This window comes from Halorubrum sp. ASP1 (assembly GCF_005435135.1).
GTDB classification, from domain to species: domain Archaea; phylum Halobacteriota; class Halobacteria; order Halobacteriales; family Haloferacaceae; genus Halorubrum; species Halorubrum tropicale.
This window is the reverse complement of record NZ_SGUA01000002.1, coordinates 359,017-381,987: the sequence shown is the minus strand read 5'-3', so window position 1 is coordinate 381,987 and position 22,971 is coordinate 359,017. Positions and strand designations below refer to the sequence as shown.

Below are 22,971 nucleotides of genomic sequence, written 5' to 3'. Positions count from 1 at the left end.
GCAGGGAGTTTGTTCTAGAGTTGGGTGTACGTTGGCTTGTCGCCGTTTGGAGCAGAGTCGTATATTCTGAGTGCGTGGTTGTACACTTCCCGGCAGATGTTGATGTGTCTGCGAGCTTCGCTCGCCACGCTTTCTGTCGGGTACACTCGATACTTGAACGTCTGCTCCACTAACTAACACGTTGGGGTGCGGGACTTAATGATTCGGTTTAACTCGGGCGATTGTCGCATTCATCCACGGGTGCGGTGACCCGTAGAGTTCTGCTCGTTACCGTTTAAAAGTGTGGTTCGACGCGATCTGGGCTACCAGCCCCGGAATCGCGTTCAGAACTAACTGAAATACACCGCGCAACTACAGCGAGTCGTCTCTAGTGTTAGTTCACCAAACTCGCTGCCGTCATTCGAGGCGGCAGATTCGCCGCCATCGCCAGTAACTCTTTGAACAACCGGCACAACTTCCTCGGTGAAGCGGGAGATGTGCGCCATGAGCACTGAGGGCTCCCGCTTCAACTCCTTTGGGTGAGTAACCGATCTCGCTGCCGTATGGCAATTCAACAGAAGGATTCAAAATATAAAGTCAATCCCGAAGTGCCTCGACTGGGCGTTCATTTGCGGCTTTCCATGCTGGATACACCCCACTAATCGCACTTGCGGTAACCGCGAACACCATGCCGTACAAGAGGTACTGAGCGCTTTGCCAGCGAAAGGCATTCAGGGGGCTCCCAACAAGGAATTCAAACAGGATTACACCGACACCGACGGAAACAATGACGCCTAACACGCCGCCGATTGTCCCGAGAAACACCGCTTCAGTGAGTATCATGCGGAGAATTTCACCCCGGGTGATGCCGACAGCTCTAAGAACACCAATTTCGCCTCGCCGTTCAACAGTACTCATTAACATTACATTGAGAATCGCAACGCTCGCAACCACCAGTGAGATTGATCCAATCCCCAGAAGCCCGAGTCGAAGCGTCCGCAAAAACGATCCAACGTTCTGCTGTACCGAGGCGAAGTTCCGGACGTGAACAACTTCTTCGTCAGCAGTATTGAATGACGACCGAATATCAGCTGTAAGCGGCTCTACCGACTGGTCAGGAGTTGTCAAAACAGTTACTGAATCGTAGTAGGTCTGTTCATCCATCGCGGAGAGTGGCAACACAAGCACTCGTGCTTGGCCGCCGAGTCCCTGAGATGACGAGAGGATTCCCTGAACGCGGTAGAGTTGTCCATCATAGGTGATCGGATCACCAACTTCGATCCCGAGCCGACTAGCCTCTGCTTGAGAGAGCAACGCACCTGACTGGAGACGGTTCGAGATACGTCCCTGCGAGACATTGTACAGCGCATCCGCTTTCGTCAGTGCGGTGACGCTAATACGTGTCTCAGCGCCGTTTCGGGCCGAGAGCGTTGTGACGTTACTTCGTTCAGGTACAACCGTTGCATCGCCTGCGAGTCGCTCAATATCATCAACTTGGTCGGCAGAGATCCCATCAGTGGGGTTATCCGGTCCGGGAGAGATGGTCACTTCATTCGATAAGCCCTCAAGATTCGCCGTAGCTTGTTGTTGAATTGCGGCCGTCGCCATTCCCAATGATGCGATCGAAACAACCCCAATCAGGATGCCGAGTGTCGCGAGGGCAGTCCGGATACGATTGCGGCCAAGGTTCCGCCACGCCATCAAGGCACTGGGAAACCGGCGCAGGGGATGTCGCTTGCTCATGTGTTGATACTCCCGTCAACCAACTCAACAACCCGATCAGCGTATTCCACTAGCTGCTCATCGTGAGTCACTGCGACAATGGCGATATTCTCGCTTTCTTTGAGTCTCGTTAGTTCATCCAAGATGGTTGCGCCAGTGTCTTGATCGAGGTTCCCAGTCGGCTCATCCGCGAGGAGAATATCTGGTTCGTTGATTAGCGCACGCGCAATAGCAACACGTTGGCGCTGACCTCCTGATAATTCAGTTGGCTTGTGTGTCAGTCGGTCACCGAGTCCAACGCGAGTGAGCAACTCAACAGCCCGGTCACGCCTATCAACCTCAGTGTCCCACATCGTTGGCAGTTCGACGTTTTCGACCGCGGTGAGCATTGGAAGCAGGTGATAATCCTGAAAGACGAATCCGATGTCTGATCGCCGTTCTTCCGTCAGTTCATCAATGGAAAACTCGGTGACATCACGACCGTTGAGCCGGACACGGCCCATCGTTGGCGTGTCGAGTAATCCAATCATATTCAGCAACGTACTCTTGCCCGATCCAGAGGGACCGATGATGGTAACCATCTCGCCGCGGTCAGCACGGAAGTTGACACTCGCCAGCGCCTCAACGACCTCGCCGCCGGTGTGATATCGTTTTATCGCATCGTCAAGGGCAATGACGCTCATTGGCTGCGCCACCTGTAGGCTACGCCGGCGAGGAGGATCGTGATGAGTACAACACCGCCAGCAAGTAGCGGGAGTGAGAGCCCGCCTTGCTCACCGGCTCCAGAGTGAGAAGTGGCCGCACCGCTGCTGGTGGCGGCGCTGTCGCTAGGCGCCGCGTTAGGACCTACAGCCATGGCGGTATCCGTCAGGTCAACTTGCTGTGTCGTCGTCACACGCTCGTTGTCAACGATATACGTGAGTGTAACGGGGACCACTGAGGCATTGGACTCGGTCTGTGCGGTGAGTTCAAACGTGGCGAACTCGCTGGCCTCAACACCACCAACAAAGTACTCACCTGACGGCGAAACAGGGTGGACATCAGCAGTCTCGTTAACCTGAACGAGCACAGAATTAGCATCGGTCCCACCAAGGTTCGCGGCATCACCTTCGATCATGACCCCAGAGCCGGTGCGTGAGACCTCAACTGCGGTGAGTCGGATTTCCCCGGGAACTTGTGTCTCCTCGTTAACGTCGGTGACAAGCGACGTAGAGTGACTGGCACCAGCAGCATCGTATGTCGCGGTGAACTCAACCGTGTCTGACACAACATCGCTTGTATCGAAGCTGGTTACTTGGCTTGACTCGGGGGACACGTCACGGGCAAAGTTACGGTCGAAGACATCACCACCAGCTGCGGCAGTGATTTCGACATCGGTGAGGTTGGTGTTGCCAAAGTTCGTTAGTGCGACTTCAACTGTCTCAGACTCGTTTTCGGTGGCTGTTGCCGATAGGTCAGCTCTGACCACCGATTCAGACACTTCAACGTAAACTGGGTAAGTGTACGAATGATAGTCGCCGTTGGTATCTTGTACAACGAGGTTAACATCAAGTTGCTTCTGCCCGGCAGTCTCAAACGTCGCTGAAATTGGGACAGACAGTGATCCACCAGGAGAAATCGATCCGACATCCTCGATGCGGGCAAACTCTTCTGTAGTTCCTATTGAGCGGACATAGAGGCTTGTTACATCGACAATAGTATCACTATTTTCAAGGTTTGAGATGGTGGCGTCGATGGTGACCTGTTCGCCGGTAGTTGGATCGTCGGGTGTGACTGTTACCGACGATAGTTGGATCGCCGGGTCATCGGCGGTCACGGCGACCACACCTGTGCTGCTCAAAACGAGGAGGGCTACTGCCAGTCGAGGGAGGAGGGACCTACGCATCAGCGGCAATTGACATTTCTGGTACTAAGAAGTACTGCTGTGTTTCGCAGGCCGACTACCCACCCTACTGTGCTCATCTGAAGCGGGTCGGTCGTAGAGAGTGAGGCGTGTCCATGGCTCGGCCTCGAACTGTTCGGGTAGGCGGTTCACCACTCGGTGTCACCGTTCCAGACTTGAGGCCAAGGTGAACTACCCCACCCTACTCGCTCACGGCTGACGCCGTTCGCTCCTTGAGGGTAGGGCTTCCTGTTTCCACGACGCGCTTTGCAGATACAGGCGTATCCACAGGGAGCGCAGTCTCCACAGGCGTTGATTCGGAGTATCCCACTCCTACTTTTTCAAGACCACGAGAAAGGATGTTCCACGCCGCGTTCGCATCTCTATCCGCTTCAAATCCACACGCCGGGCAGGAGTGTTCGCGCATCCACAGCGGTTTCTCAGTCTTCACACCACAGGAAGCGCACTCCTTTGTCGTCCCGCGCGGGTTCACGGCGACGAAGTGCGTTCCTTCACGTTCACACTTGTATTCGAGCATCCGCAGGAACGTTCCCCACGCCGCTCCCGCCTCGATTTCGTGAGTTTCTGGGGAGTTCGACCAGCCCTTTTATATCCAAGTCCTCAACAGCCACCAATTCGTACTCTGTGGCGTAGTAGTTCGACAGCTTGTGGAGAAAGTCGCGGCGCTTTCGCTTGAGATCAGCGTGGCGTTCCGCCACGATTTGTCGTTGCGTCTCCCAATTCGTAGAGCCGTGTTCCTTCCGCGAAAGGTCGCGTTGGGCGCGTTCCAATCGTTCGCGCTCGTCGCTGAAGTCGGGACTTTCGATGGCGTACCCATCGGTGTCGTGGGCATACTTGAGAATCCCCACGTCGATACCAACGCACCGATCTGGGTCGGTTGGTTTCTCAGGTGTCTCTTTCCCGTCGACAACGAATGAAGCGAACCAGTCCCCAGTTGGCTCCTTCTTAATCGTGACTTGTTTGGTCGTCTCGGTGTCGGGGATTGTGCGGTGTTTGATGAGTGGAACATCCGCAAGTTTCGACAGCGACAATACGGTCTGACCCTTATTACTATCGAACTCGAAGCCAGACTGTATGTAGGTGAAACTGCGGAAGTCCTTGGGAGCCTTCCAGTTGAGGCTTCCGACGTTGTAGCCGTTCTGTTTCAACTGGGAGAGGGCTTTGATGCTGTCTTCGATACGCATGACAGCGGCTTGTGCGACCGTTGAATAGAGGTCATTTAGTTCATCCCACCAGACTTTAAGATCGGTGAGCTGATCGCGTACTTGGCGTATTCGTTGGGTGAGTGTTCCCGCCGATTCGGGGATTTTCTCAAATTCGTTGAGTGCGTGATTGTAGAGTTGCCTACAGGTATCTCGGTGATGATCCAACAGCTCACGTTGTTCAGGCGTGGGATCAAGCCGGAATCTGTAGGTGTAGCGCATTGACTATTCGTCGGGGGCTGAGGTTCGGACGATTTTCACGTCTGCACCACGCCATCGCTTCGGAACGAGAACGTGTGCGCCGTTGCCGGTCGGCTTCACCTCTCCCTCAATGACTTCGTGGCCTTCTACTTTGTGTCTATCCATCATCTGTGTTTAAATATTATTTCAATTTGACTCTATCGGTGGGTGGTTGGGCAGCGAGTACGAACATGTTTGAGACATGATGACGGCGGTGTATCTCCTCCCTACTCGCTCCCGCTGGTCGCTCCTTGAGGAAGGGGGCTTACCGCCTGTATTCTGCTAACTGTTGTCCGTCCGCCGAGACGACTGGGGGCCTCAACGACGTGCCACACGCCGAAGTGCCGCGCCGCATTGTCGTCCGCGTTCGCTTCTGGCTCACGCCGTACCACACCGGAAGTCATGACGAGTCAGCCGATTCTCTTCGGCCGGCAGCTTTCTGTCACGGCTGCACCGTGGGCTTCCAACTCGAACGTCTGTGAACAGCACCCGCCCGTGAGACGCGACGCTTATTAGGATGTGACTGACACGTTGTAGCGATGGATACCGGCTGGCAGTATCGGATTGCGAGCGTGGGGGGCGTCGCCGTGCTAGTCACGGTGGCGGTGATGCTCGTCAACAACGGCACCGTCCAAGCGGCCGTGTCAATGGTCCCTGTCGTTGGACGGCTACCCGTTGACCCGCCGGCGGGCGCAGAGTTTGTCATTGAGGTTGTACTGACCGTGGTGGTGGTGGCGGGCGCATTCATTCCCCTGTACAAGCCGCGCCCGCGGCGGATTCTCGACATTATCGCGCTCGCGCACAAGCGTGTTTTTGTGGCCGTGTTCGCCTTAGCGACGATCGGCTACTTCGATTACACGTACAAGGTGCCGCGGCTAACATTAGTGTTGATCACGCCGATGCTACTCGTCATCCTGCCGGCGTGGTTCATCTGGCTGCGCCGCCCAGAGGCCCGCAGCGAGCGGGCAATTGTTGTTGGGGATGATCCTATCGAGATTTCGCGTGTCGCTGAGGCTGGGCGTGAAACAGATCTCGCGCTGCTTGGATATCTGTTTCCAACACGGCCACAAGGTCGCTTGGGGGAGAACCACGGAGCAACAGACGCCGATATGATGTCCGCCGCAGATGGTGGCTACCGGATAGAGACTGGCCTTGATCAGTTGGGTGGCCTCTCTCGGCTTGAGGATGTGTTGGTCAACCACGACATTGACACCGTGATCCTCGCGTTTGGGGAGACAGACCGGGCTGAGTTCTTTGGCACGCTTGACGCCTGCTATGAGCACGGAGTCGCCGCAAAGGCCCACCGCAATGCTGCCGACGCTGTGCTGCTCGCAGAGGACGACCCGGGCGTGCTCGTTGATATTGACATCGAGCCGTGGGATATCCAAGATCATCTCGTCAAGCGAGCTTTCGATGTTGGGTTTGCGGGGATCGGACTGCTTGTGCTTTCTCCGGTGATTGTCGCTATCGCCCTCGCGATCAAACTGGATGATGGCGGATCAATACTTTATGAGCAGGAGCGGACAGCCGTATTCGGTGAAACGTTTGACGTGTACAAGTTCCGCTCAATGGTCGAAAACGCTGAGTCGGCGACCGGCGTGAAGATCAGTGATGAGGACGAAGGAGGTGTTGACCCTCGAGTGACACGTGTTGGGCGGGTGCTCCGCCAAACACATCTCGACGAGATTCCACAGCTATGGGCAGTGTTATCGGGGAAAATGAGTGTTGTTGGGCCGCGGCCGGAGCGCCCTGAGATCGATGCCGACATTCAACACGGCGTCGATGACTGGCCGAAACGGTGGTTCGTAAAGCCCGGGCTCACCGGCCTCGCACAAATCAACGACGTGACGGGGAAGGAACCGGGCCGGAAGATCCGATACGATCTACAGTATATCAAACGACAGTCATTCAGCTTCGATATGAAGATCGTAATTCGGCAAATTTGGAAAGTACTCGCTGATACTATGCGTCTCGTTACAGAGAGCTCGAAGTAGACTACTGGATTACCGCCCTGTGTCATGTTCTACTGGAGCCTCGGAAATCGTGGTGGCTTGCAACGACCAAGCACTGGCAGAGAAATCAAAAACCGACAGCACTTACGGTTGAGCTATAGAGACCTCTTATGAACACACCGACGGGTCAGTCGATACTCGTGACCGGTGGTGCCGGCTTTATCGGAAGTCACCTCGTCGAGACGCTGGTTACTGACAACGACGTCACCGTTCTCGATAATCTTTCGAGCGGCCGTCGCGAGTGGGTTGCTGACCAAGCGACTCTCATTGAAGCCGACATCCGAGATTCAGAGGCAGCGGAAGAGGCAGCCGCGGGAGCAGACCTCATTTTTCACGAAGCAGCAAACGTGAGCGTTGAACAATCCGTCGAGGAGCCGGTGGACAGCCACGAAGTAAACGTGGATGCGACGCTCCAGCTGCTTGAATGCGCTCGGAAGGAAGATGCCCGATTCATTTACGCGTCAAGTGCGGCAGTGTACGGAACTCCAGACTCGGTACCAATTCGAGAAACGGATCCGAAGGCACCAGCGTCTCCGTATGGATTAGAAAAGCTCACCGCTGAGGAGTATTGTCGGCTCTACAACGAGCTGTACGACGTAAAGACGATTATGCTTCGGTATTTCAATGTGTACGGACCGCGCCAGCGCGGTGGGCAGTACAGTGGTGTTATCGATATCTTCCTCGGGCAAGCGCGTCGTGGAGAAGATATCACCGTTCACGGAGACGGCGAACAGACGCGTGACTTTGTCCACGTCGACGACGTCGTTGCCGCAAACTGCCTTGCCGCGGTGAACGGAACACCCGGAGAGGCGTACAATATCGGTACCGGGAAGAGTATTAGCATCAAAGCTCTCGCACAGCTGACCGTTGACACAGTTGAGTCAGATTCGCGTATCACCCACGTCGCAGCTCGTGACGGAGATATCGAGCGAAGTCGCCCATCAATACAGAAAGCTCGTGCTGAGTTGGGGTTCGAGCCCAGCCGATCGCTTGGGTCTGAGATTGAATCCCTCTGTTGAGGAATCGCTGCCCAGAAGAGAGACAAGGCGGCCAGCGAGGTTGACCCAGCAGTAAGGTTTACTTCCAGCGGAACTGCGCGAGTTTTGTGGTGGACGGCTGAACAGCGCGTATCCGAAGCCTGGTGACAGGCAAGGCTAGATTCATCGGCGGCCACATCGCCGAGTTGTTCCTCAAAGGCGGCCATGACGTGGCGGTCCTCGACAATATTGAACCCTTCTGCGTTTAGATGATCAAGCGCCACGCGCTTGATGTCCACCGGGAGTGGCCGAGGGTTGAGCCGTCGACTACCAGTTCGCTGAGGGGGACGTGCGGGTTCTAGAAACCGCTCGGAGCTCGTGGGAGACATCAATGTCGTCGTCCATCAAGTTGCGCAGGCTGGCGTACGCGAGAGCGTGGACAATCCCGCAAGGTGACCGATATCAACGTCGATGTCACGGTCAACCTCTTGGAGGCATCGAAGAAGGCGGACGTGAAGCGGGTGATGCTGCTACCATGGTCAAGCTCACGCAAGACGTACTGAAACCAGATCGCCGATCGGTCGACATCTCAGTAGATCGGAACAACGGCTTGAGGTGGTCCGTGTGTCCCAGTTCCGGCATGGACGCGGTCATCTCCGCTGCCGGGCGAGGCAGTCGACTCGGCGAGCTGACGGCGGACCGACCGAAGAGGCTCGTCGACGTGGCGGGGCGACCGCTGCTCGCGCACGCCTTCGGGACGGCGTCAAGGGAACAAACGTCGTGACCGAAGCGAGTGGACGAACAGCGTTACTAAGTAGCACGACGCCGGATCCAACGACATGAGCAGCATCGATCTCCCGTCGGATGTGTTGGACGCGATCGCGGCACCACCAGAGGATCGCGAACCGATCGTCCGGCAGGAACTCGCGGTGTCGCTGTACCGAGAGGAGTATTTGTCCTTCGGAAAGGCACGAGAGCTAGCCGGTCTTTCGAAGGCGGAGTTCCATCGGCTCCTCGGAGAACGCGGGGTGGAGCGACACTACACCGAGGAGGATCTCGCGCTTGACATCGAGTACGCGCGAGAATGACGGTCGTCTCGAACACCTCACCGCTGTTGAATCTGGCACTCATCGAACGCCTTCACCTGACCGACGCCCAGTTCGGTGAGGTGGTCGTTCCGACGGTTGTCTGAAACGAGCTCACAGCCGGCTTTGACGGCCGCGACCGCATCGAAGCGTTCCGCGATCAGGGTGGGATTCGAGTCGTGCCACCGGAGCCAACCGATCTCCGAATCGAGTTCGAACGGGAACGCGATCGCGGAGAGGCCGCGGCCATCGCGTACGCCGTCGACATCGACGCGGACCGAGTACTCATCGACGAGCGTGAAGGCCGGGCGACCGCTACGCGTCACGACGTACGTCGGCCGAGGGAGAGTACCAGCTGAGCGAGGCCGTGAGGTTGTTGGTGCGTGCGGGGTACGACGTGGCGACGGTTCGTGTCGGTGGACGTGTGAACGTCAACACGCCCGCGGACGTGGAGCGGGCGGCGGAGTTGGTGCGTGGGGAGTGAGAACGGTCGTTCCCACGGATCTCTCTCGACGGAAGGCCGGCATGAGATACGCCACGATCGGCCGGACCACGTGTTTCAAGTCGCTGCTCGGCCATTTCGTGGTATGGGAGTCGTTCGGGATCGCGAACACAGTGACGGCGCACCGACGATCGAGGGAACGGGAATTCGCGTCGAGGACATCGCTTCAGCGTACGAACACAGCGGGTACAGCCCTGACGAGATCACACAACTGTACCCCGATCTCAGCCTCGGCGACGTCCATCGAGCACTCGCGTACTACTACGACCACATCGACGACTTTCGAACCTCGTCTTCGGAGCCCGCCTCCGCATGACGCGGCCGCTGTACTGTGACGAGAGTATCTGGATCCCCGTCGCCGATGGTCTCAGTCGTCGCGGGTGGAGCATTCACACCGCGAGAGACGAAGGAACGCTGGGAGAGTCCGACCGAGAACAGCTCCGGTACGCAGTCGAACGCGACTGGATTCTGCTGACCTTCGACGACGATTTTCTCTCACTCGTGGAAGGGGAAGAGATGGAACACAGCGGAATGATATACGTCCGACAGGCCGGACGGCGGATCGGTGACGTCGTAAAAGTCGTCGACGAGCACCTACAGAACCGTTCGGAAGACGCTCCACCGGTCCAGTATCTGTGACGTTCATCTCGAAGGACCGGATCGGTGTGGGATCGGTCGTGTACTCGTGTGCCTGCTCCGGCTTCGTCGCGACGACCGCCTCGTCCACCAGCTAGACGTCTCCTTTCGCGAGCCGATCGATGAACTCGCGCCGGTCCCGTTTCCGATCGGCGGCAGTTCGCCCGTATTCGGCATCTATCCGTTCGCGGTAGGCGGCGATCGCTCGTTCGTCACCGACCAGCCGAACTCCTTCCTAGAGGGCTGCGCGTGCGATCAGAAGGGGAAGGTCCTGAATGTCGCTTACGGAGAATCGGCACGTTTTTGATGGTTTTTTGTCATACCCCACGGCGCCAGCACAGTAGTTCACAGGCCAGCCAGCAGATCGCCCAAGAACCCACGAATTGAGTCGTTTTGAGGGGTTTTTACACAGAATATCCGATTAGGGGGTCAATTAGTGGGTTGTAACGTATATAGAACTTAGATGATTGGGATATTGCTAAAAATCGCATGACGTAGGACCGTTACCGGGTTCAGATACGACTGATAATAGTAATAATAAGAACCAACTCACGACAGGTGTGAGTACCGTATCGACACCTCCCAGCACGGAGGCGCGTCTCCCCACAACCCCGGTGGACAGATCAGCATACTAGCCACTGAGAGTTCTACTGAGCGTCACGACTGCTCACTGCTACCGTTCCCATGGTTCGCAACTCACCGGACAGACAAAGTGCTGGGTACACCGAGCGTTGAGTAGCACCTATGTCAGCGACCACGGTTGTCGTCCCAGCGTACAACGAGGCAGGCCGGATTGGCACGACGGTTGCAGAACTCCCTGATGAGCACTCAGTGTTGGTGGTTGATGATGGCTCAACGGATGCCACTGTCTCGGAGGCTCAATCTGTAGGCGCAACTGTCGTCGAACAGCCACACAATAAGGGGTACATTGCCGCGTTGAAGCGAGGGTTTCGCGAAGCCAGCACCGACATCATCGTCACCTTCGATGCCGATGGAGAACACCGACCGGCTGACATCAAGAAACTCATCCAGCCGATCGCCGCCGACAAATTGGATCTCGTGTTGGGCGCGCGCTCAACAATCCCCCGACCGTCAGAACGACTGTTGAACAAGTTGACCCAACTTCGGCTTGACGTCCACGATTCGGGCACTGGCCTCAGGGCGCTTCGCCGATCGCTGGCCGTGGAACTTGCACTCGACACCGCATGTACGTGTGGCACCTTCGTGTTGGAAGCCGCAGCACGCGGCGCACGAATCGGTGAGGTCCCAGTTGAAACGCGTTCCGTCCAGAAGCCGCGCGGGATTGCCTGGAAGCATGGGGCCCAGTTCTTTCACGTGCTTCGGTACCTGCTCGTTTCACAAAGCGCCTGATCAGGAGTTTGAGCTCTAGGAAAATCCCATTACCGAGGATCAGATTCGAGACTTCCGATGGTCACTGTGTCTCTCTCAACCACCTCATCCACTGGGGACTCGCATACGGTTTCTCCTCGCCAGGCGCTGGTTCGATCGCGGCGTGGACGGAGTGATCCCCTCTGTGAACAGACTCCGTCGTTGGTAGTTGGCTCCCGCCCGGTTCCCGATCGGTCGGCTACTGTAGCTCTCCGACGAGGGCGGCAACCGCTTCGTCGACACGGTCGCTCTCCACCCGGCCCTGCCAGAAGTCGATATCCTTGATGTCGATCGATTGGACGCCCCACGGAACGATTCGACTCTCGTCGGGTGTCCCACCACGCAGCCAACTCTCCTCGGGAATTTCGATCAGCCCGTCCATCCAGGATTTCGTCGTCAACGTCAGCGCGATATACTGCTCGCCGTGGAACGGACGGGTTTCGTGATTGGCAAGAATGAGCCACGGTCGGGCATCATCTTCGTCTTTGAACGGGTCATCACCGTAGACTACGTCGCCCCGCTCAAAAATCGGGGTTGCGTTCTCGTCGGTCACTGCTCGCTTTCCACACTCGGATGTGGCTTGTCGGGGGCGTGTTCGCGCCACGACTTCTTGTCTTCGTCACCGAGTTGCTCATTGAACAGAGCGGTCGCCCGTTCGTAGCCGCTATACCCGCCTAGTCGATCGTTGTCGTCAGTTACGGCCCAGTACGTTGCCTTGTGGTCGACCAAATCCCGATCCTTCAGCCGCGAGAGCGCAGTGCTGACAGCGCCTTCGTCAATGCCGATCTGGGAGGCGATTTCCTGCGCTTTGAACGCACGATCGTCGTGGGCAGCGAGAAACCCGAGAACCTGATCCGGGACAGAAAGGTCTTCGAGTTCATCCTCGCTCGTGTTCTCGAAGGTGTCTCGGTCGATGGACATCTTAGACTAAGATACGCCACCCACTGTGAAGAGTGTTAAGACTGAAAGCATTGAAGCCTTCGAAGACAATGATACAACACTGTCAGCGAGTAGAATTGACTTCATCCCACGCGTTAAGATGCGGGTATACAGTTGAACCATATATCACCGAAGTGTTTCGCCTGTGTGTGCCGGTCTGCTCAACAGAGATACACCAACGTCTCCAAGTCAATTTTGGCGGTGGATTGGAGTGGATACTGGTGTTCAGTCAGGCCGGTGGAGAAGTAATCAGACACCGGGTTAGCTCAAAACTAATAATCAGAGGTCAGTAGAAGACTCGGTAGCGGTTCACGGACGCTGTCTGTTACAGAAAAAATGGAATTCTGACATATTTTGCGAGCAGGTGAGGATAGCCTGTTCACAGCAGAAAGTGGATCCACCCACCATGGCTCCGTCCCGAAGATGGTTCCGCTGGTTTCTCAACTCCCGTCAGTGGGAGGGTTATTATTACTATTATCAGTCGGACTCGTGGCCCCATCATGGCCGCGACGTCTTGTGATTAGCCCCCTCATTAGCCCCCTGATACCCCTCATTCACGATCTGGCCCACTCATCTATCCCGCTCATTCACAAAATTCGCTCGAGAGCGGCGACGTCTGAGACAACAAACACACCAATCGACTCGTTGAGCGCCGATCGGAGACGACTAAATATATACAACTAATCAGACATATCGGCGGCAACGCCTCTGGGTTGTGGAGGAGACACTATCTATCATGGAGGGGTTACACCACCCGCCACGTGGAGGGTACACTACCCGTCGCATGGATGTTCCACCACTCACCACGTGGAAGTCACACCATCCGCCACGTGGAGGAGACGCTACCCGCCACGTGGAGGTCATACCCCCGCTGTGTAGAGGCCACACTACCCGTCACATGGATGTTCCACCACTCACCACGCAGAGGTCACACCATCGCCACGTGGAAGAGACACTACCCGCCACGTGGAGGCCACACCATCGCCACGTGGAGGCCACATTCCCGCTACGTAGAAGTCACACTCCCCGTCGCATGGATGGTCCACCACCCGCCACGTAGAAGGTACACTCCCCGTCGCAAAGACGGGCCACTCTCAGCACAGGAAATCACACTATCCTTGTGCGGGTTCAGATGGGTACCGCCACGTCCGTTTTTGGAGGTCGTCACTGTGCTTGCTTGGGAGTGTTCCAGGGAACGCAGACTTCAGACTCACAGAAAAATTACCGTCGATTGGCTCCTCGGTTTGGTGACGAAGCCATGAGATAAACGCAGTTTCGACATCAGCGTAGGTGAGCGAGCGATCGGGATCTGCAACGGTGTACGTCGCAAAAAATTCGGTCGCGGCCACCCGATCGCGAGTCGTGAGCTGAGGTGTATCCCACTGAGCGTTGGGCTGGTATTCAGAGACGGTGTCGCCATCTTGTAAAAGAACCGTAGCGAACGCAAGCCCGTCTACAAGCCACGATGGCACAGCTGGCGGGTAGACAAACTCGAACTCTTCGAAACACGCTTCATTCGTTTTGTAGGTGCGCTGGCCGTCATCGGCGAGGTTTGTGACAGTGAAGAGCCCATCACGATGAGAGACCTGCGGGAACCCGGCCGTGATCGTCTCGAAGGTCTCGTCGGGGCTTGCGCGGGCACTGACTGTCCCGCCCTGATGGTATTCCAAGTCGCCTGTGGGCGTGAGTATCCACTCGCTCGTTGCTGGGAGTCGATGGACTGGCGCGTCAAGCGTCTTCGGTAGTCGCATCGATTTGGTGTACAGTCGCGTCTTCCCGTCGTCGGTTCGGATGAACGGGCGTTGGAGACAGTTCCGTGCCCGAGACGCAACGTCAGTTGTGTCTGTGAACACGGTGAGCCGATCAATTGTGGATGACTGATGGATGTCTGTGGCGACCGCAACCAAGTCGCCACGGATGAACGCCGGGTCCGTCAGGATGACACAGTGGTGTGTCTGGTTTGGGTACGCCGCCGTGAACTCCTCGAACGGACTAGCGTAGTCGTCGGTGACGTTTGCGCCCTGTTCGCGGGCCCACTTGAGGGCGGTTTGACCGAACGACGATTCAATCTCGAGTTCCCCAGCAGCCGGAATGGGATCCGATGGCGGCGGCGAGGCTGCCGGTGGCTTTGGCTCTCGCAATGTGTACTGCGGGGTGATTCGTGGTGGTGCGCGACCAAAGTGCTTCCACGGCGAGACATGGTACGTGTGGGCTCGCAGTCCACAGAACGCTGGCAAGAGTTCGACATCGAGGCGAACCCATGGAAGCACCCTATGTTGGGCGTACGTCGGTGTGAGTGGGGCCGCAGGTGGGTCATCAGAGAACAACGCGGTATACTCTGTTGGGGTCCGTGAGAGGTCGCGAGCAGACGCAAGTGTTGGGACCTTCACAACCGCGCCGTGTTCGCGTGTCACCATCGGAACGGGTGGCCCAGACAGGCGGGTTTCTGTGTGCTGTTGCCAGCCGTGATCGAAGATGAACGCACGGTTTGTCGTGAGATTGAACGCCTCAAAGGGAGCAGCTATATCGGGCGCATGCTGGTGATAGTGGGCATCACCGACAGCCGTGTGGGTAGCCACCGTAGGTGAGAAATCTGCGACGCGGAGGCTCACTTCAACGGACTCACCCTTGAACCGACTGACGATGAGTTGGATCGCATGTGGGCGCATACTGGTCGCGATCTTGAGGAGTTGTTCGAATGGGGTCGGCGTCGATATCTGCGCGCGCGTGACTGGGTGATCGCGTGTTGTGAGCAGTCGGTGGACGGGCACAGGGGTGACACCGAGCGGTGCTGGATCAACTTCGACCATCGTGATGCCGACCTCAAGTGGGAGTTGGTCGTTGGCAATACTGGCAAGTTTCTCGGTACGCTTTCTGGAGTGTGTGGTCGATCGCGACCGAAGCAGGTACCGCTCACGGTGGTGTCCAGACACCGCGAGCAACGTGACCGCGGTGAACCCCTCGTCGAAAAGCGCCCGATAGATCACCCGCGCGAGGAGTCGTGAGACGGGCGTGTCATGGTAGTCAGTTGGTGACTTGCTGGTGGTGACGAACTCAACAGCAGTCCACGGCGAAGCGGGATGGCTCCCCGTTGTAATGTGTTTCATTCCGCCTCGTCGGTGTCAATCTCGACGTCGGCCACCGACGTCTCTGTGAGCGTTTCGGTGAGGTCGGTAAGTCCTTCTTCAACGCCCGGGCGATGCGGCGTGTCGATCTCCGGGGGGATGACCCAGTCGTATCCTGGGTAATGCGGATTGCGGTTGTTGGTGCCGCCTTTCTTTGCGCCTTTGATTTCCTCAGGGAGTGCTTGGACGATGATCGATCCCGGTGGCGTGTCGTGGGCTGAGGCGGCGGTGTAGTAGTGTTGCGCCCACGTTTGGAGTGCTCCCGACGAGATGCGCGCGTCATCGCGTTCACAGATGAGTTGATCTGTGAACGTGTCGAGACAGCCACGGTGTCGCTTCATTTTGCCGGCGCTGTCAGGCGTATCCCAGTCCGGGGGATCAGAGTAGACGTCAATGCCACCTTCTCCGGTACGGTACGCAACCGTTGCGAAATGAAGGTAGTTCCCACAGATGGGAATGTGTGGGAGTGGAATCTTTGTCCATTCTGCGGTGAACGTCTCTTGTTCGTTGTACGTCTCAATGACCGCTCCGTCTGCATCCTCAACGCGGTGGACGCCGTCGACCTCCTGATAGAAATGGGTGTCCCACGAGAACTCACCGACATCGCCGCCGGGTGTGCCGCCTGCGATACGCTCATCGTTGACGCGAGCGACAATCCGGTCGCGACCAAACAGCTCCCAGGTGGTTGTGGTACTGCCTTTCATCACCGGAATGCGGTCGTCGGGACACCGCACTGGCTTTGTGCGGTTGTACAGCCGAACACCGCCATCATCTCGGTCGGAGAGGTTGTCGTTGTACGGCTGACTGAGATGGGTATATCCTAGTCGTGCGCTTTTGAATGAATCATACACGAAGATAACGTGCCGGCCCATGGCGTAGGCGCGGTCAGCGTTGACGAGTGTGGTCGTCGCTTTTGTTTTGTTGTGGAGTTCGGCCTCAACAGAGACGTATGAGGCGTCGACAGTCAGCGGGATCGTACTAACCTCACCGGTCTCTGTGTGGAGTTCGATATCCGGCAGCGACTTGCTGTTCTGGGTGATTTCGTAAATCTCATCGCCGCCTTCGGTGAAGATGTCAATAATCGACTGGACGTGTCCGTGGTGTTCAATGCTGCCGGTGTTTGCGAGCGTCTCGTCGGGGACGTGCATGAGCTCATCATTGTCGCCATAGTTTGGCGCCGTTGAGCCGTACGTGTTGAGTATCTCTTCTGTGTAGAATTTGGGCGGTTCACGCCCTGGAACGACCCCCCACGGGTTGGTCTTCCAGCGTAATCGAACCAGGCCAGTGAGTTGTGCTACGAACGGTCCCGTAATATCGAATCGAGCATAGCGGTTGAGTTCTTTTTTGAGCAGTGTGTCCCACGTTGCGTTCGCAGACAGCATATGCCAGTAATCGGCTTTGCCAAGCACGATCTCTTTCACTTGGTCCGCTTCACGCCGTGCCTGCGATCTTGATTTGCGCGATGTTACCATTTCGTCAGTGTAACTTGCGCTGCCGAACGATTCACCGTTGATTTTCTCGGTGTACTCGGTTTCCCAGTACCGGTCAGTGAGTCCCCGGAAGTTGGAGGTGAGGTTGTACGCGCCGAACGTCGTCGCCAGATCAAATGGGTGGCCGCGTTCAGCGATCTTAACGAAGTCCTCTCGACCGGTAAAGACGAACTGAGGTGGATACGTCGCAAGTCGAACGGCGGCAGTGTACTGGCCATCTTGTTTCGGTTTAAGAAGTGTTTGATAGACGAATGCTACTGAGTGCTCACGTAGTGTGTTAAACGTCGTCGCGAGCACGTCGACACCGCTCGTGCCAACGGGATTGACCACGTGATCTTTACGGAGATGAAGCCGAGACACGTTGACTGGGGTGGTACCGAGTGGAGACAGATCGAGAGACCCACGTTCAACGGTACATTCCTCAGGAACGTATTTTTGAATCGCTTTGGTGAGTTTGTTGGCGCCCGCCTCATGGGTCCTGTCGACAAAGTCGCCGACCGTGCTCTGGTTGGTACTTCGGGCGTCATTCCGTTTTGGCTCGATGCTCAAGATGAGTTCTAAGCCAACCGGACCAGGGTACTGGAGTACTTCGAACTGATTGATTCCACCGGCGGTTTCCTTCCGGACTTTTTCGATGACTTGGGTGATACACCCGCGGATGTAATCGGGGAGGGTTTCGAATTCGTCTTCGATGATGGGGAGTCGAATCCGAAAGGCCGAGCGTCGTTGGGGCTTGTCTTTAGGTGGTTCGAACCGAGCGCGTGTGCTGGGCCTGAACTTCTCGTCTGGCAGGGTGTCTGGGGTAGAAGAGTCTTCCTGGTCGTTTTCAGCGCGGTCGTCGTCAGTTTGTGGGGATTCTGGGGTGGCGGCCATTTAGCGGGGACACAGGAGGGCGTCGTTGCTCAGGGCGGCGGTTCGAGATGTGGAGTGTGGGTGTTGTCGTGTGTAGTTCACAGTGAGTCTGTGTTGGGTAGTCAGCGAAGTCGGTGCGATTGGTGTGTTTGTGTCGAATGAAGAATGTGAATTAATTGTTGCTCTCAAAATATCGGGGGTGAGAAACAGGGTGGTGGTTCAGTGATAAGGGTAGAGATTCTGAGGGATGTATCGGTGACAACTCGAAGTTGAGCCCACAGAGAAAGCGGTCTGGTTCAGTCAGAACAAGCATCGCTGATTTTGGTAGAAACATTAACTGTGTTGTAGTCACAACTCAACTGTATGTCAACAGCGGTCAAGATGGATGAAGACGCGAAATCAAAGCTCGAAGAACTCCAGGCAGAGATCCGGCTCAAAACGGGGAAGAAGGTCACTCAGCAGGAAATTCTCTCCACTCTCATTCAATCGGCAGTCGACTCCCGCGCGGAGTTCGTCGATTCGTTCCGAGACGGAACAACAGCCCTGAACGAAACGGAACTCGAGGAGTTCAACCAAGGGACGATTGCCTCCGGTGTGGAAACGACGGAAGACGACATCGACGACATCCTCTACGGATGAGCGTCTTCGTCGACACCGGCGTCTTCTACGCGCATCACGACGCCGACGCTAGCCGACACACGGAGGGTACTGAGGCGTTGAACACCGTCCTTTCGTCCGCAGAATACGGTCACGTGATGACGAGCGACTACGTCTACGACGAAACAGTCACGCTGACGCAGCGGCGGACAGGGGACATCGACGCCGGGCTTGAGGTGGGACGGCGCATTCGCGGTGCGGGATACCCCTCGGCCATCGAACTACTCCACTCATCTCCGACGCTCTTCGATCGTGCCGTGTCCGTCCACCAGACGTACGCCGACCACGAGCTCAGTTTCACCGACGCGATGACCGTCGCGATGGTCGAATATCACGAGATAGACGGGGTGTTGAGTTTCGACGACGACTTCGACGGGATCGTTTCCCGACTCGTTCCGGACACACTCACGTTTCAGTGAAACCGGATAGTTGTGGTCGCGGGTGCTTAAGCAGCGGAGGAATTTCCGCATAGTGGACACCCCCTGACCTAGATCAGCCGCATCGAGTCGCCCGAATCGTCACCGATGATGTCTTCTAATCTGTGAACCGCGATCGTGTCCGTGTATCCTTGCGCCCGGACGGCGTTCTCGATACCCTTCTTGGCAGGCTTATCGTCTGTGAGGACGATAACACCCGCCGTTGAACGGTCTCTGACGTGCTGGATCGCCAACCCGGCGAGAATCGCATCCGTTTTTTCGACCTCGTGTTCGGGCTGATCGGTTTCGTTCGCAATAGTTCGTTTGGCGATATCACTCGCGGCGACAGCGTCGCCATCCGTCGGTGAGGGAGCATCAATAATCGTTGCCCACCCCTCGTCGAGCGCCGTTCGGACGCGGTCCGTTTCTGGTCCTCCAAGTTCACCGATCACGCGCCTAGGGAGTTTACGGAATGCAAGGGGAATGCCCCGGGGCTTGATCCCGGGGTTGAATCCGACACTCTGTGACACAAACCATTAAGCGGACACATCGCTAATCAAGAGACAGCGATGGAGTACAGTCACCGCTACCCTGCATATCCGACACAAGCGATAGCGGCTGAACTGGAATACCACATCGACGTTCATCGCCAAGCGTACAACTACACTCTGTACGAGTATGAGAACGTGGACGCCGACACCATCGGATCCGCGTACAAACACCACTACCGACTCCCCGACTGGAAAGACGAGTTCCCCATCTTCTCAGAAGTCAACTCGAAGGCTCTGCAACGAACAGTCACACGGTTCTACCAGAACCTCGGAGGACTCACCGAGCAAAAGGAGAACGGACGGAAAGTTGGGAAACTCAAGTGGAAGTCACCTCGGGAGGCCCAGAGTATGACGTACTCGCAGTCCGGCTTCGAACTCAAAAACACGAGTGGCCGACACGCGACACTCTGGCTCTCCAAGATCGGTGACATCAAAATCCGCTATCACCGCGACATCCCGAATGAAGCGGACATCAAAGAAGTCACGATCAAAAAAGAGACAACCGGCGAGTGGTTCGTCTCCTTCGGCCTCGAAACCGACGACGCTGGCCTGCCCGAGAAGCCCGACGTGGACTCGCTTGACGCGAGTAACAGCGTTGGAATCGACCTCGGTATTCTCAACTACATCCACACTTCGGATGGCAAGACCGTGGACTGGCTTGATCTTGAAGACGAGTACGAACGACACCAGTGCGAGCAACACAAGTTGTCTCGCAAGGAGAAGGGGTCGAACAACTACGAGAAGCAACGTCGGGAAGTAGCGAAGGTGAAGCGTCACATTCGTCGGAAAGTGCTGGACTACCAGCACAAGATCACGACGTGGCTCGTCCGTGAATACGACGCCGTGTTCGTCGAGGACTTGAACGTGAAGGGGATGCTCGAACAGTCGCACAACGCCCGCAACAAGCAGGATGCGGCGTGGCGACAGTTCATTAGGCTCCTCGAATACAAGGCCGACCTGTACGGCTGTCACGTCAAGCAGGTTGAACCCGAAGGGACGACCAAAGAGTGTGCGTCGTGTGGTGTTGAGACTGCGAAGCCAATCTGGGTCAGGGAACATTCCTGTCCGAGTTGTGGGTTCGAGTGTGACCGTGACGCGAATGCGGCGATGAATATTCTGCAACGTGGTTTTTCTGAGCTAGGGCTGGAATGGCCCGAAGACACGCCTGTGGAGACTGCGCTCTCTACGGACACCACTACGGTGTCTGCAAAGCGCGTCGTGGAAACAGGAAGCCTCGGGGCTTGACCCCGAGGCGATTCACAGACAACGCCAGCATTTTGCACTGCACTCCGGAAGCGCTGATACTGAGGATTCGAAGGACTGCCGATTGCGTAGATAATATTCGCGTCGACAAGGATGTCCTGGTCAGCAGAGAATGGTGTGTCGGCGTCCATTCGACCGACTCACCTATCGAGATCCGACGAGCGGGTCGGGGCATCAGATATTTCGTCAAGGTCGGGGAGATCCATTTCGTCATCCACATCCGGGAACAGATACTCGAAGAACGGATCGTGGTCTCGGCCAACGGCCAGTGCCGGTTTGAGTGCGTAGATGATCATCATTGCTTCCGTTTCGCGAACGTCGATATCAGCGGCGACCATCCGCTGGGTTGTCTTGCCCGCGAAATGGAGTCCAGCACCCCGTAGCGCAGCGATGAGCTTCCCGATACCGTAGCGGTCGATGAAGTACGCGACATCCTCGTCGACCTCTTGGAGCGCGAGGGCGTGGAGGACGGTCGGTGTGATGACGATCGGGGCGTACTGCTCGACGATGACGATCGGCTCGGCAGTCAGTTGCTGGGGGCGCGTCGAGTCATCACGGTCGACGAGGCCGAGGTCGACCAGCCGATCGACGTACTCGTAGGTCGTCGATTTCGAGATATCGAGTGCCTCCATGATCTCCGGCGGGGCAACCGGCCCCCAGTAACAGACGTAGACGTAGACGCGGGCCAGTGCTGGGTTGTTGAGCAGTTGAACGACCGTCTCGAGTCGCGGAGCGTTCTGGGCCAGCGTCTCTGGCTTGAGCGCCTCTTCGTCCATCACGTCTCTCGGTGGCGAGTCCAGCGCGTCGATCCCGCCGTCCGAACGAACGCGGTCGCGATCAGCGGTCATACTGTTAGTCCGAAGTCTATGTACTTCAGACCATCGCCGCAACAACTGTCAGCAGCTGGAATGTCGCCGAGTGGGTCGCTGTTGACCGGCGATTCCTCGGACCCGAGCGATTACCGGCGTTCGAAATGTCCGTTTCGGTATGGCCACCGAGGACGGGACGGAGACGGCATCTCCGCTCTCGCCCCGATTCCGGTCGGTCCGTTGGAGGAACCAGAGCATGTGGGGAGCCGAGAGGTGGTTCTGGATGCTTTTCAGCGTCGTGCGCGAGTCCACGGCGTGTGCGTTCGCCACGCGTTCGTACCGGGTTTTGATTGTCTTCGACCGGGCCGGCGTCGCGCCTCGTTGTCCGAGGGACGCGAGCGTTTCGAGCAGCAGGTGGGCGTACTGGGTCTGGTCTCGAATCCGGTTGCGCAATCGACCGCGCTGGACGAGGTCCTGGGCCTCGACGATGTGCAGGTCGTCGATAGCGTCGTCGCGGCGTTTCTTCTCCGCCTCGCCGCCGACTATGAACGGGAAGCAAGCGGGAGAGTCAGTGGGCTGAGCGCCCGACACCCCACTGTGTCGAGTGCTTTCCTCGTCGGAGCAGCAGTCGGATCCCCCACCCCACTGTGTCGAGTGTTCTCGGAGACAGCCAACGACAGGTCTCGTATCACGCCCCACCGCGTCAAGTGTTCGATGTAGGTACCTAGACATCTCCGCGTCCCACCTCATGTCGAGAAGAACACTCGATACAGCGGGGTAGAGTAACGATGAACGCGATGGGGGAACGATCGATCAGGGGTTGGCTCGGATACATAGTCCGGATAGAATTCGGGTTGCGGCCGGCTTGGAAGAGTAGTCGGTGAGAGAGAGTACGTTTCGTGTGCTTTCCGTCTCTTTCTCGCTAAGAGCTGACGAATAACGGGTAAGCCAGCGGGTGGATGGGACGGGAGGAAGTGATACGTGACACCCCACCATGTCAAGTGCTTTCCTCGCTGGAGTAGGAGTCAGATCTCTCACCCCACCGTGTCGAGTGTTTCGTGCGTGGGAACCGTCTGGAGAGGCGTTGACCCGACGTCGACCGTCCGGAGTCGCGAACGACAACTGGTTCGGTCGGCTGCGAGGCGGTCCGCTTGCGTCTAACTGAAATAGGAGGTTGAGATGTGCCCACGCCTTGTACCAAGTGAAACCGGTCCAGCCGTCG

Annotated in this window: 23 protein-coding genes and 4 pseudogenes; 12 read left to right on the top strand and 15 right to left on the bottom strand. The window is 56.9% G+C overall.

The genetic code is table 11. From position 1 onward, the window contains the following. Positions 1–14: 14 nt before the first annotated feature. The 7 genes and pseudogenes from EXE48_RS04455 to EXE48_RS04430 form a co-directional block, all read right to left on the bottom strand. Complete coding sequence (locus EXE48_RS04455; protein ID WP_137710825.1) at positions 15–170, bottom strand: helix-turn-helix domain-containing protein; 156 nt, start codon at positions 168–170, stop codon at positions 15–17. Positions 171–397: 227 nt separating this feature from the next. Then, positions 398–485: pseudogene (locus EXE48_RS19340) on the bottom strand (IS5/IS1182 family transposase); the annotation flags it as partial. Between the two features lie 91 nt (positions 486–576). Next, a complete protein-coding gene (locus tag EXE48_RS04450) occupies positions 577–1,722 on the bottom strand; it encodes an ABC transporter permease (RefSeq protein WP_137710824.1) in 1,146 nt (381 codons plus the stop codon). Further along, positions 1,719–2,384 carry an ABC transporter ATP-binding protein gene (locus EXE48_RS04445; RefSeq protein ID WP_137710823.1) on the bottom strand — a complete coding sequence of 222 codons (666 nt, stop codon included), beginning with the start codon at positions 2,382–2,384 and terminating at the stop codon, positions 1,719–1,721. Before EXE48_RS04445 ends, EXE48_RS04450 begins: the two co-directional genes overlap by 4 nt. After that, entirely contained in the window at positions 2,381–3,586 is a 1,206-nt protein-coding gene (locus EXE48_RS04440; RefSeq protein WP_137710822.1) for a COG1361 family protein, read from the bottom strand. The genes EXE48_RS04445 and EXE48_RS04440 overlap by 4 nt, the downstream gene beginning before the upstream one ends. A gap of 199 nt (positions 3,587–3,785) precedes the next feature. Then, positions 3,786–5,028: pseudogene (locus EXE48_RS04435) on the bottom strand (RNA-guided endonuclease InsQ/TnpB family protein). Between the two features lie 3 nt (positions 5,029–5,031). Beyond that, positions 5,032–5,172, bottom strand: coding sequence for a DUF2080 family transposase-associated protein (locus EXE48_RS04430; protein WP_137710890.1), 141 nt, complete (start codon positions 5,170–5,172; stop codon positions 5,032–5,034). 413 nt (positions 5,173–5,585) lie between these two features. On the opposite strand from EXE48_RS04430, the gene EXE48_RS04425 reads away from it, so the two are divergent. The 9 genes and pseudogenes from EXE48_RS04425 (at position 5,586) to EXE48_RS04375 (ending at position 11,629) form a co-directional block, all read left to right on the top strand. Then, complete coding sequence (locus EXE48_RS04425; RefSeq protein ID WP_137710821.1) at positions 5,586–7,040, top strand: sugar transferase; 1,455 nt, start codon at positions 5,586–5,588, stop codon at positions 7,038–7,040. A gap of 128 nt (positions 7,041–7,168) precedes the next feature. Next, complete coding sequence (locus tag EXE48_RS04420) at positions 7,169–8,077, top strand: NAD-dependent epimerase/dehydratase family protein (RefSeq protein ID WP_137710820.1); 909 nt, start codon at positions 7,169–7,171, stop codon at positions 8,075–8,077. Positions 8,078–8,570: 493 nt separating this feature from the next. Further along, positions 8,571–8,819, top strand: a complete 249-nt coding sequence (locus tag EXE48_RS19335; protein WP_394348035.1) for a sugar phosphate nucleotidyltransferase — start codon at positions 8,571–8,573, stop codon at positions 8,817–8,819. Between the two features lie 55 nt (positions 8,820–8,874). Continuing rightward, on the top strand, positions 8,875–9,123 hold the full coding sequence (locus EXE48_RS04405) for a UPF0175 family protein (RefSeq protein WP_137710819.1): 249 nt from the start codon (positions 8,875–8,877) through the stop codon (positions 9,121–9,123). Next, a pseudogene (locus EXE48_RS19495) lies at positions 9,120–9,479 on the top strand (PIN domain-containing protein). Before EXE48_RS04405 ends, EXE48_RS19495 begins: the two are co-directional and overlap by 4 nt. 228 nt (positions 9,480–9,707) lie before the next feature. Beyond that, positions 9,708–9,938, top strand: coding sequence for a DUF433 domain-containing protein (locus EXE48_RS04390; protein WP_014556651.1), 231 nt, complete (start codon positions 9,708–9,710; stop codon positions 9,936–9,938). After that, positions 9,935–10,261 carry a DUF5615 family PIN-like protein gene (locus EXE48_RS04385; protein WP_137710818.1) on the top strand — a complete coding sequence of 109 codons (327 nt, stop codon included), beginning with the start codon at positions 9,935–9,937 and terminating at the stop codon, positions 10,259–10,261. Before EXE48_RS04390 ends, EXE48_RS04385 begins: the two co-directional genes overlap by 4 nt. A gap of 46 nt (positions 10,262–10,307) precedes the next feature. Next, positions 10,308–10,565 (top strand): hypothetical protein, encoded by a 258-nt coding sequence (locus tag EXE48_RS18365; protein WP_158295101.1) that lies wholly within the window; start codon positions 10,308–10,310, stop codon positions 10,563–10,565. 437 nt (positions 10,566–11,002) lie between these two features. Next, the gene (locus EXE48_RS04375) at positions 11,003–11,629 is read left to right on the top strand and encodes a glycosyltransferase family 2 protein (RefSeq protein ID WP_137710817.1); all 627 of its coding nucleotides are present in this window, start codon (positions 11,003–11,005) and stop codon (positions 11,627–11,629) included. 217 nt (positions 11,630–11,846) lie between these two features. Here the strand turns inward: EXE48_RS04375 and EXE48_RS04370 are convergent, their stop codons facing one another. From EXE48_RS04370 to EXE48_RS04355, 4 genes are all read right to left on the bottom strand, one after another. Next, entirely contained in the window at positions 11,847–12,200 is a 354-nt protein-coding gene (locus tag EXE48_RS04370; RefSeq protein WP_053772524.1) for a hypothetical protein, read from the bottom strand. Next, positions 12,197–12,568: a MarR family transcriptional regulator gene (locus EXE48_RS04365; RefSeq protein ID WP_053772525.1), complete on the bottom strand. Its 372-nt coding sequence runs from the start codon at positions 12,566–12,568 to the stop codon at positions 12,197–12,199. Before EXE48_RS04365 ends, EXE48_RS04370 begins: the two co-directional genes overlap by 4 nt. A 1,130-nt stretch (positions 12,569–13,698) precedes the next feature. Then, positions 13,699–15,693, bottom strand: coding sequence for a hypothetical protein (locus EXE48_RS04360; RefSeq protein WP_137710816.1), 1,995 nt, complete (start codon positions 15,691–15,693; stop codon positions 13,699–13,701). After that, positions 15,690–18,074 (bottom strand): hypothetical protein, encoded by a 2,385-nt coding sequence (locus EXE48_RS04355; RefSeq protein ID WP_137710815.1) that lies wholly within the window; start codon positions 18,072–18,074, stop codon positions 15,690–15,692. The genes EXE48_RS04360 and EXE48_RS04355 overlap by 4 nt, the downstream gene beginning before the upstream one ends. A gap of 342 nt (positions 18,075–18,416) precedes the next feature. On the opposite strand from EXE48_RS04355, the gene EXE48_RS04350 reads away from it, so the two are divergent. Then, positions 18,417–18,692, top strand: a complete 276-nt coding sequence (locus EXE48_RS04350; protein WP_053772527.1) for a hypothetical protein — start codon at positions 18,417–18,419, stop codon at positions 18,690–18,692. Next, the gene (locus EXE48_RS04345) at positions 18,689–19,129 is read left to right on the top strand and encodes a type II toxin-antitoxin system VapC family toxin (RefSeq protein ID WP_053772528.1); all 441 of its coding nucleotides are present in this window, start codon (positions 18,689–18,691) and stop codon (positions 19,127–19,129) included. Before EXE48_RS04350 ends, EXE48_RS04345 begins: the two co-directional genes overlap by 4 nt. Before the next feature lie 68 nt (positions 19,130–19,197). Here the strand turns inward: EXE48_RS04345 and EXE48_RS04340 are convergent, their stop codons facing one another. Continuing rightward, a complete protein-coding gene (locus tag EXE48_RS04340; protein WP_394348037.1) occupies positions 19,198–19,626 on the bottom strand; it encodes a PIN domain-containing protein in 429 nt (142 codons plus the stop codon). A 69-nt stretch (positions 19,627–19,695) separates the two neighbouring features. Here EXE48_RS04340 and EXE48_RS04335 point away from each other — a divergent pair, with 69 nt between their 5' ends. Next, positions 19,696–20,922 carry an RNA-guided endonuclease InsQ/TnpB family protein gene (locus EXE48_RS04335; protein ID WP_099289076.1) on the top strand — a complete coding sequence of 409 codons (1,227 nt, stop codon included), beginning with the start codon at positions 19,696–19,698 and terminating at the stop codon, positions 20,920–20,922. A 59-nt stretch (positions 20,923–20,981) separates the two neighbouring features. Here EXE48_RS04335 and EXE48_RS19490 read toward each other — a convergent pair. From EXE48_RS19490 to EXE48_RS19000, 3 genes and pseudogenes are all read right to left on the bottom strand, one after another. Further along, positions 20,982–21,071: pseudogene (locus EXE48_RS19490) on the bottom strand (hypothetical protein); the annotation flags it as partial. Between the two features lie 9 nt (positions 21,072–21,080). Then, positions 21,081–21,788, bottom strand: a complete 708-nt coding sequence (locus EXE48_RS04330) for a DUF7437 domain-containing protein (protein ID WP_137710814.1) — start codon at positions 21,786–21,788, stop codon at positions 21,081–21,083. Between the two features lie 48 nt (positions 21,789–21,836). After that, the gene (locus tag EXE48_RS19000) at positions 21,837–22,340 is read right to left on the bottom strand and encodes a Cdc6/Cdc18 family protein (RefSeq protein ID WP_241991943.1); all 504 of its coding nucleotides are present in this window, start codon (positions 22,338–22,340) and stop codon (positions 21,837–21,839) included. Positions 22,341–22,971 lie beyond the last annotated feature (631 nt).

Excerpts from the sequence above, each read along its gene's own strand:
- EXE48_RS04420 (WP_137710820.1), top strand. The coding sequence starts at position 7,169 with ATGAACACACCGACGGGTCAGTCGATACTCGTGACCGGTGGTGCCGGC.
- EXE48_RS04360 (WP_137710816.1), bottom strand. The coding sequence starts at position 15,693 with ATGAAACACATTACAACGGGGAGCCATCCCGCTTCGCCGTGGACTGCT.
- EXE48_RS04440 (WP_137710822.1), bottom strand. The coding sequence starts at position 3,586 with ATGCGTAGGTCCCTCCTCCCTCGACTGGCAGTAGCCCTCCTCGTTTTG.
- EXE48_RS04405 (WP_137710819.1), top strand. The coding sequence starts at position 8,875 with ATGAGCAGCATCGATCTCCCGTCGGATGTGTTGGACGCGATCGCGGCA.
- EXE48_RS04335 (WP_099289076.1), top strand. The coding sequence starts at position 19,696 with ATGGAGTACAGTCACCGCTACCCTGCATATCCGACACAAGCGATAGCG.
- EXE48_RS04430 (WP_137710890.1), bottom strand. The coding sequence starts at position 5,172 with ATGGATAGACACAAAGTAGAAGGCCACGAAGTCATTGAGGGAGAGGTG.
- EXE48_RS04345 (WP_053772528.1), top strand. The coding sequence starts at position 18,689 with ATGAGCGTCTTCGTCGACACCGGCGTCTTCTACGCGCATCACGACGCC.
- EXE48_RS04375 (WP_137710817.1), top strand. The coding sequence starts at position 11,003 with ATGTCAGCGACCACGGTTGTCGTCCCAGCGTACAACGAGGCAGGCCGG.
- EXE48_RS19335 (WP_394348035.1), top strand. The coding sequence starts at position 8,571 with ATGGTCAAGCTCACGCAAGACGTACTGAAACCAGATCGCCGATCGGTC.
- EXE48_RS04450 (WP_137710824.1), bottom strand. The coding sequence starts at position 1,722 with ATGAGCAAGCGACATCCCCTGCGCCGGTTTCCCAGTGCCTTGATGGCG.
- EXE48_RS04330 (WP_137710814.1), bottom strand. The coding sequence starts at position 21,788 with ATGACCGCTGATCGCGACCGCGTTCGTTCGGACGGCGGGATCGACGCG.
- EXE48_RS04390 (WP_014556651.1), top strand. The coding sequence starts at position 9,708 with ATGGGAGTCGTTCGGGATCGCGAACACAGTGACGGCGCACCGACGATC.
- EXE48_RS04365 (WP_053772525.1), bottom strand. The coding sequence starts at position 12,568 with ATGTCCATCGACCGAGACACCTTCGAGAACACGAGCGAGGATGAACTC.
- EXE48_RS04355 (WP_137710815.1), bottom strand. The coding sequence starts at position 18,074 with ATGGCCGCCACCCCAGAATCCCCACAAACTGACGACGACCGCGCTGAA.
- EXE48_RS04445 (WP_137710823.1), bottom strand. The coding sequence starts at position 2,384 with ATGAGCGTCATTGCCCTTGACGATGCGATAAAACGATATCACACCGGC.
- EXE48_RS04385 (WP_137710818.1), top strand. The coding sequence starts at position 9,935 with ATGACGCGGCCGCTGTACTGTGACGAGAGTATCTGGATCCCCGTCGCC.
- EXE48_RS04350 (WP_053772527.1), top strand. The coding sequence starts at position 18,417 with ATGTCAACAGCGGTCAAGATGGATGAAGACGCGAAATCAAAGCTCGAA.
- EXE48_RS04425 (WP_137710821.1), top strand. The coding sequence starts at position 5,586 with ATGGATACCGGCTGGCAGTATCGGATTGCGAGCGTGGGGGGCGTCGCC.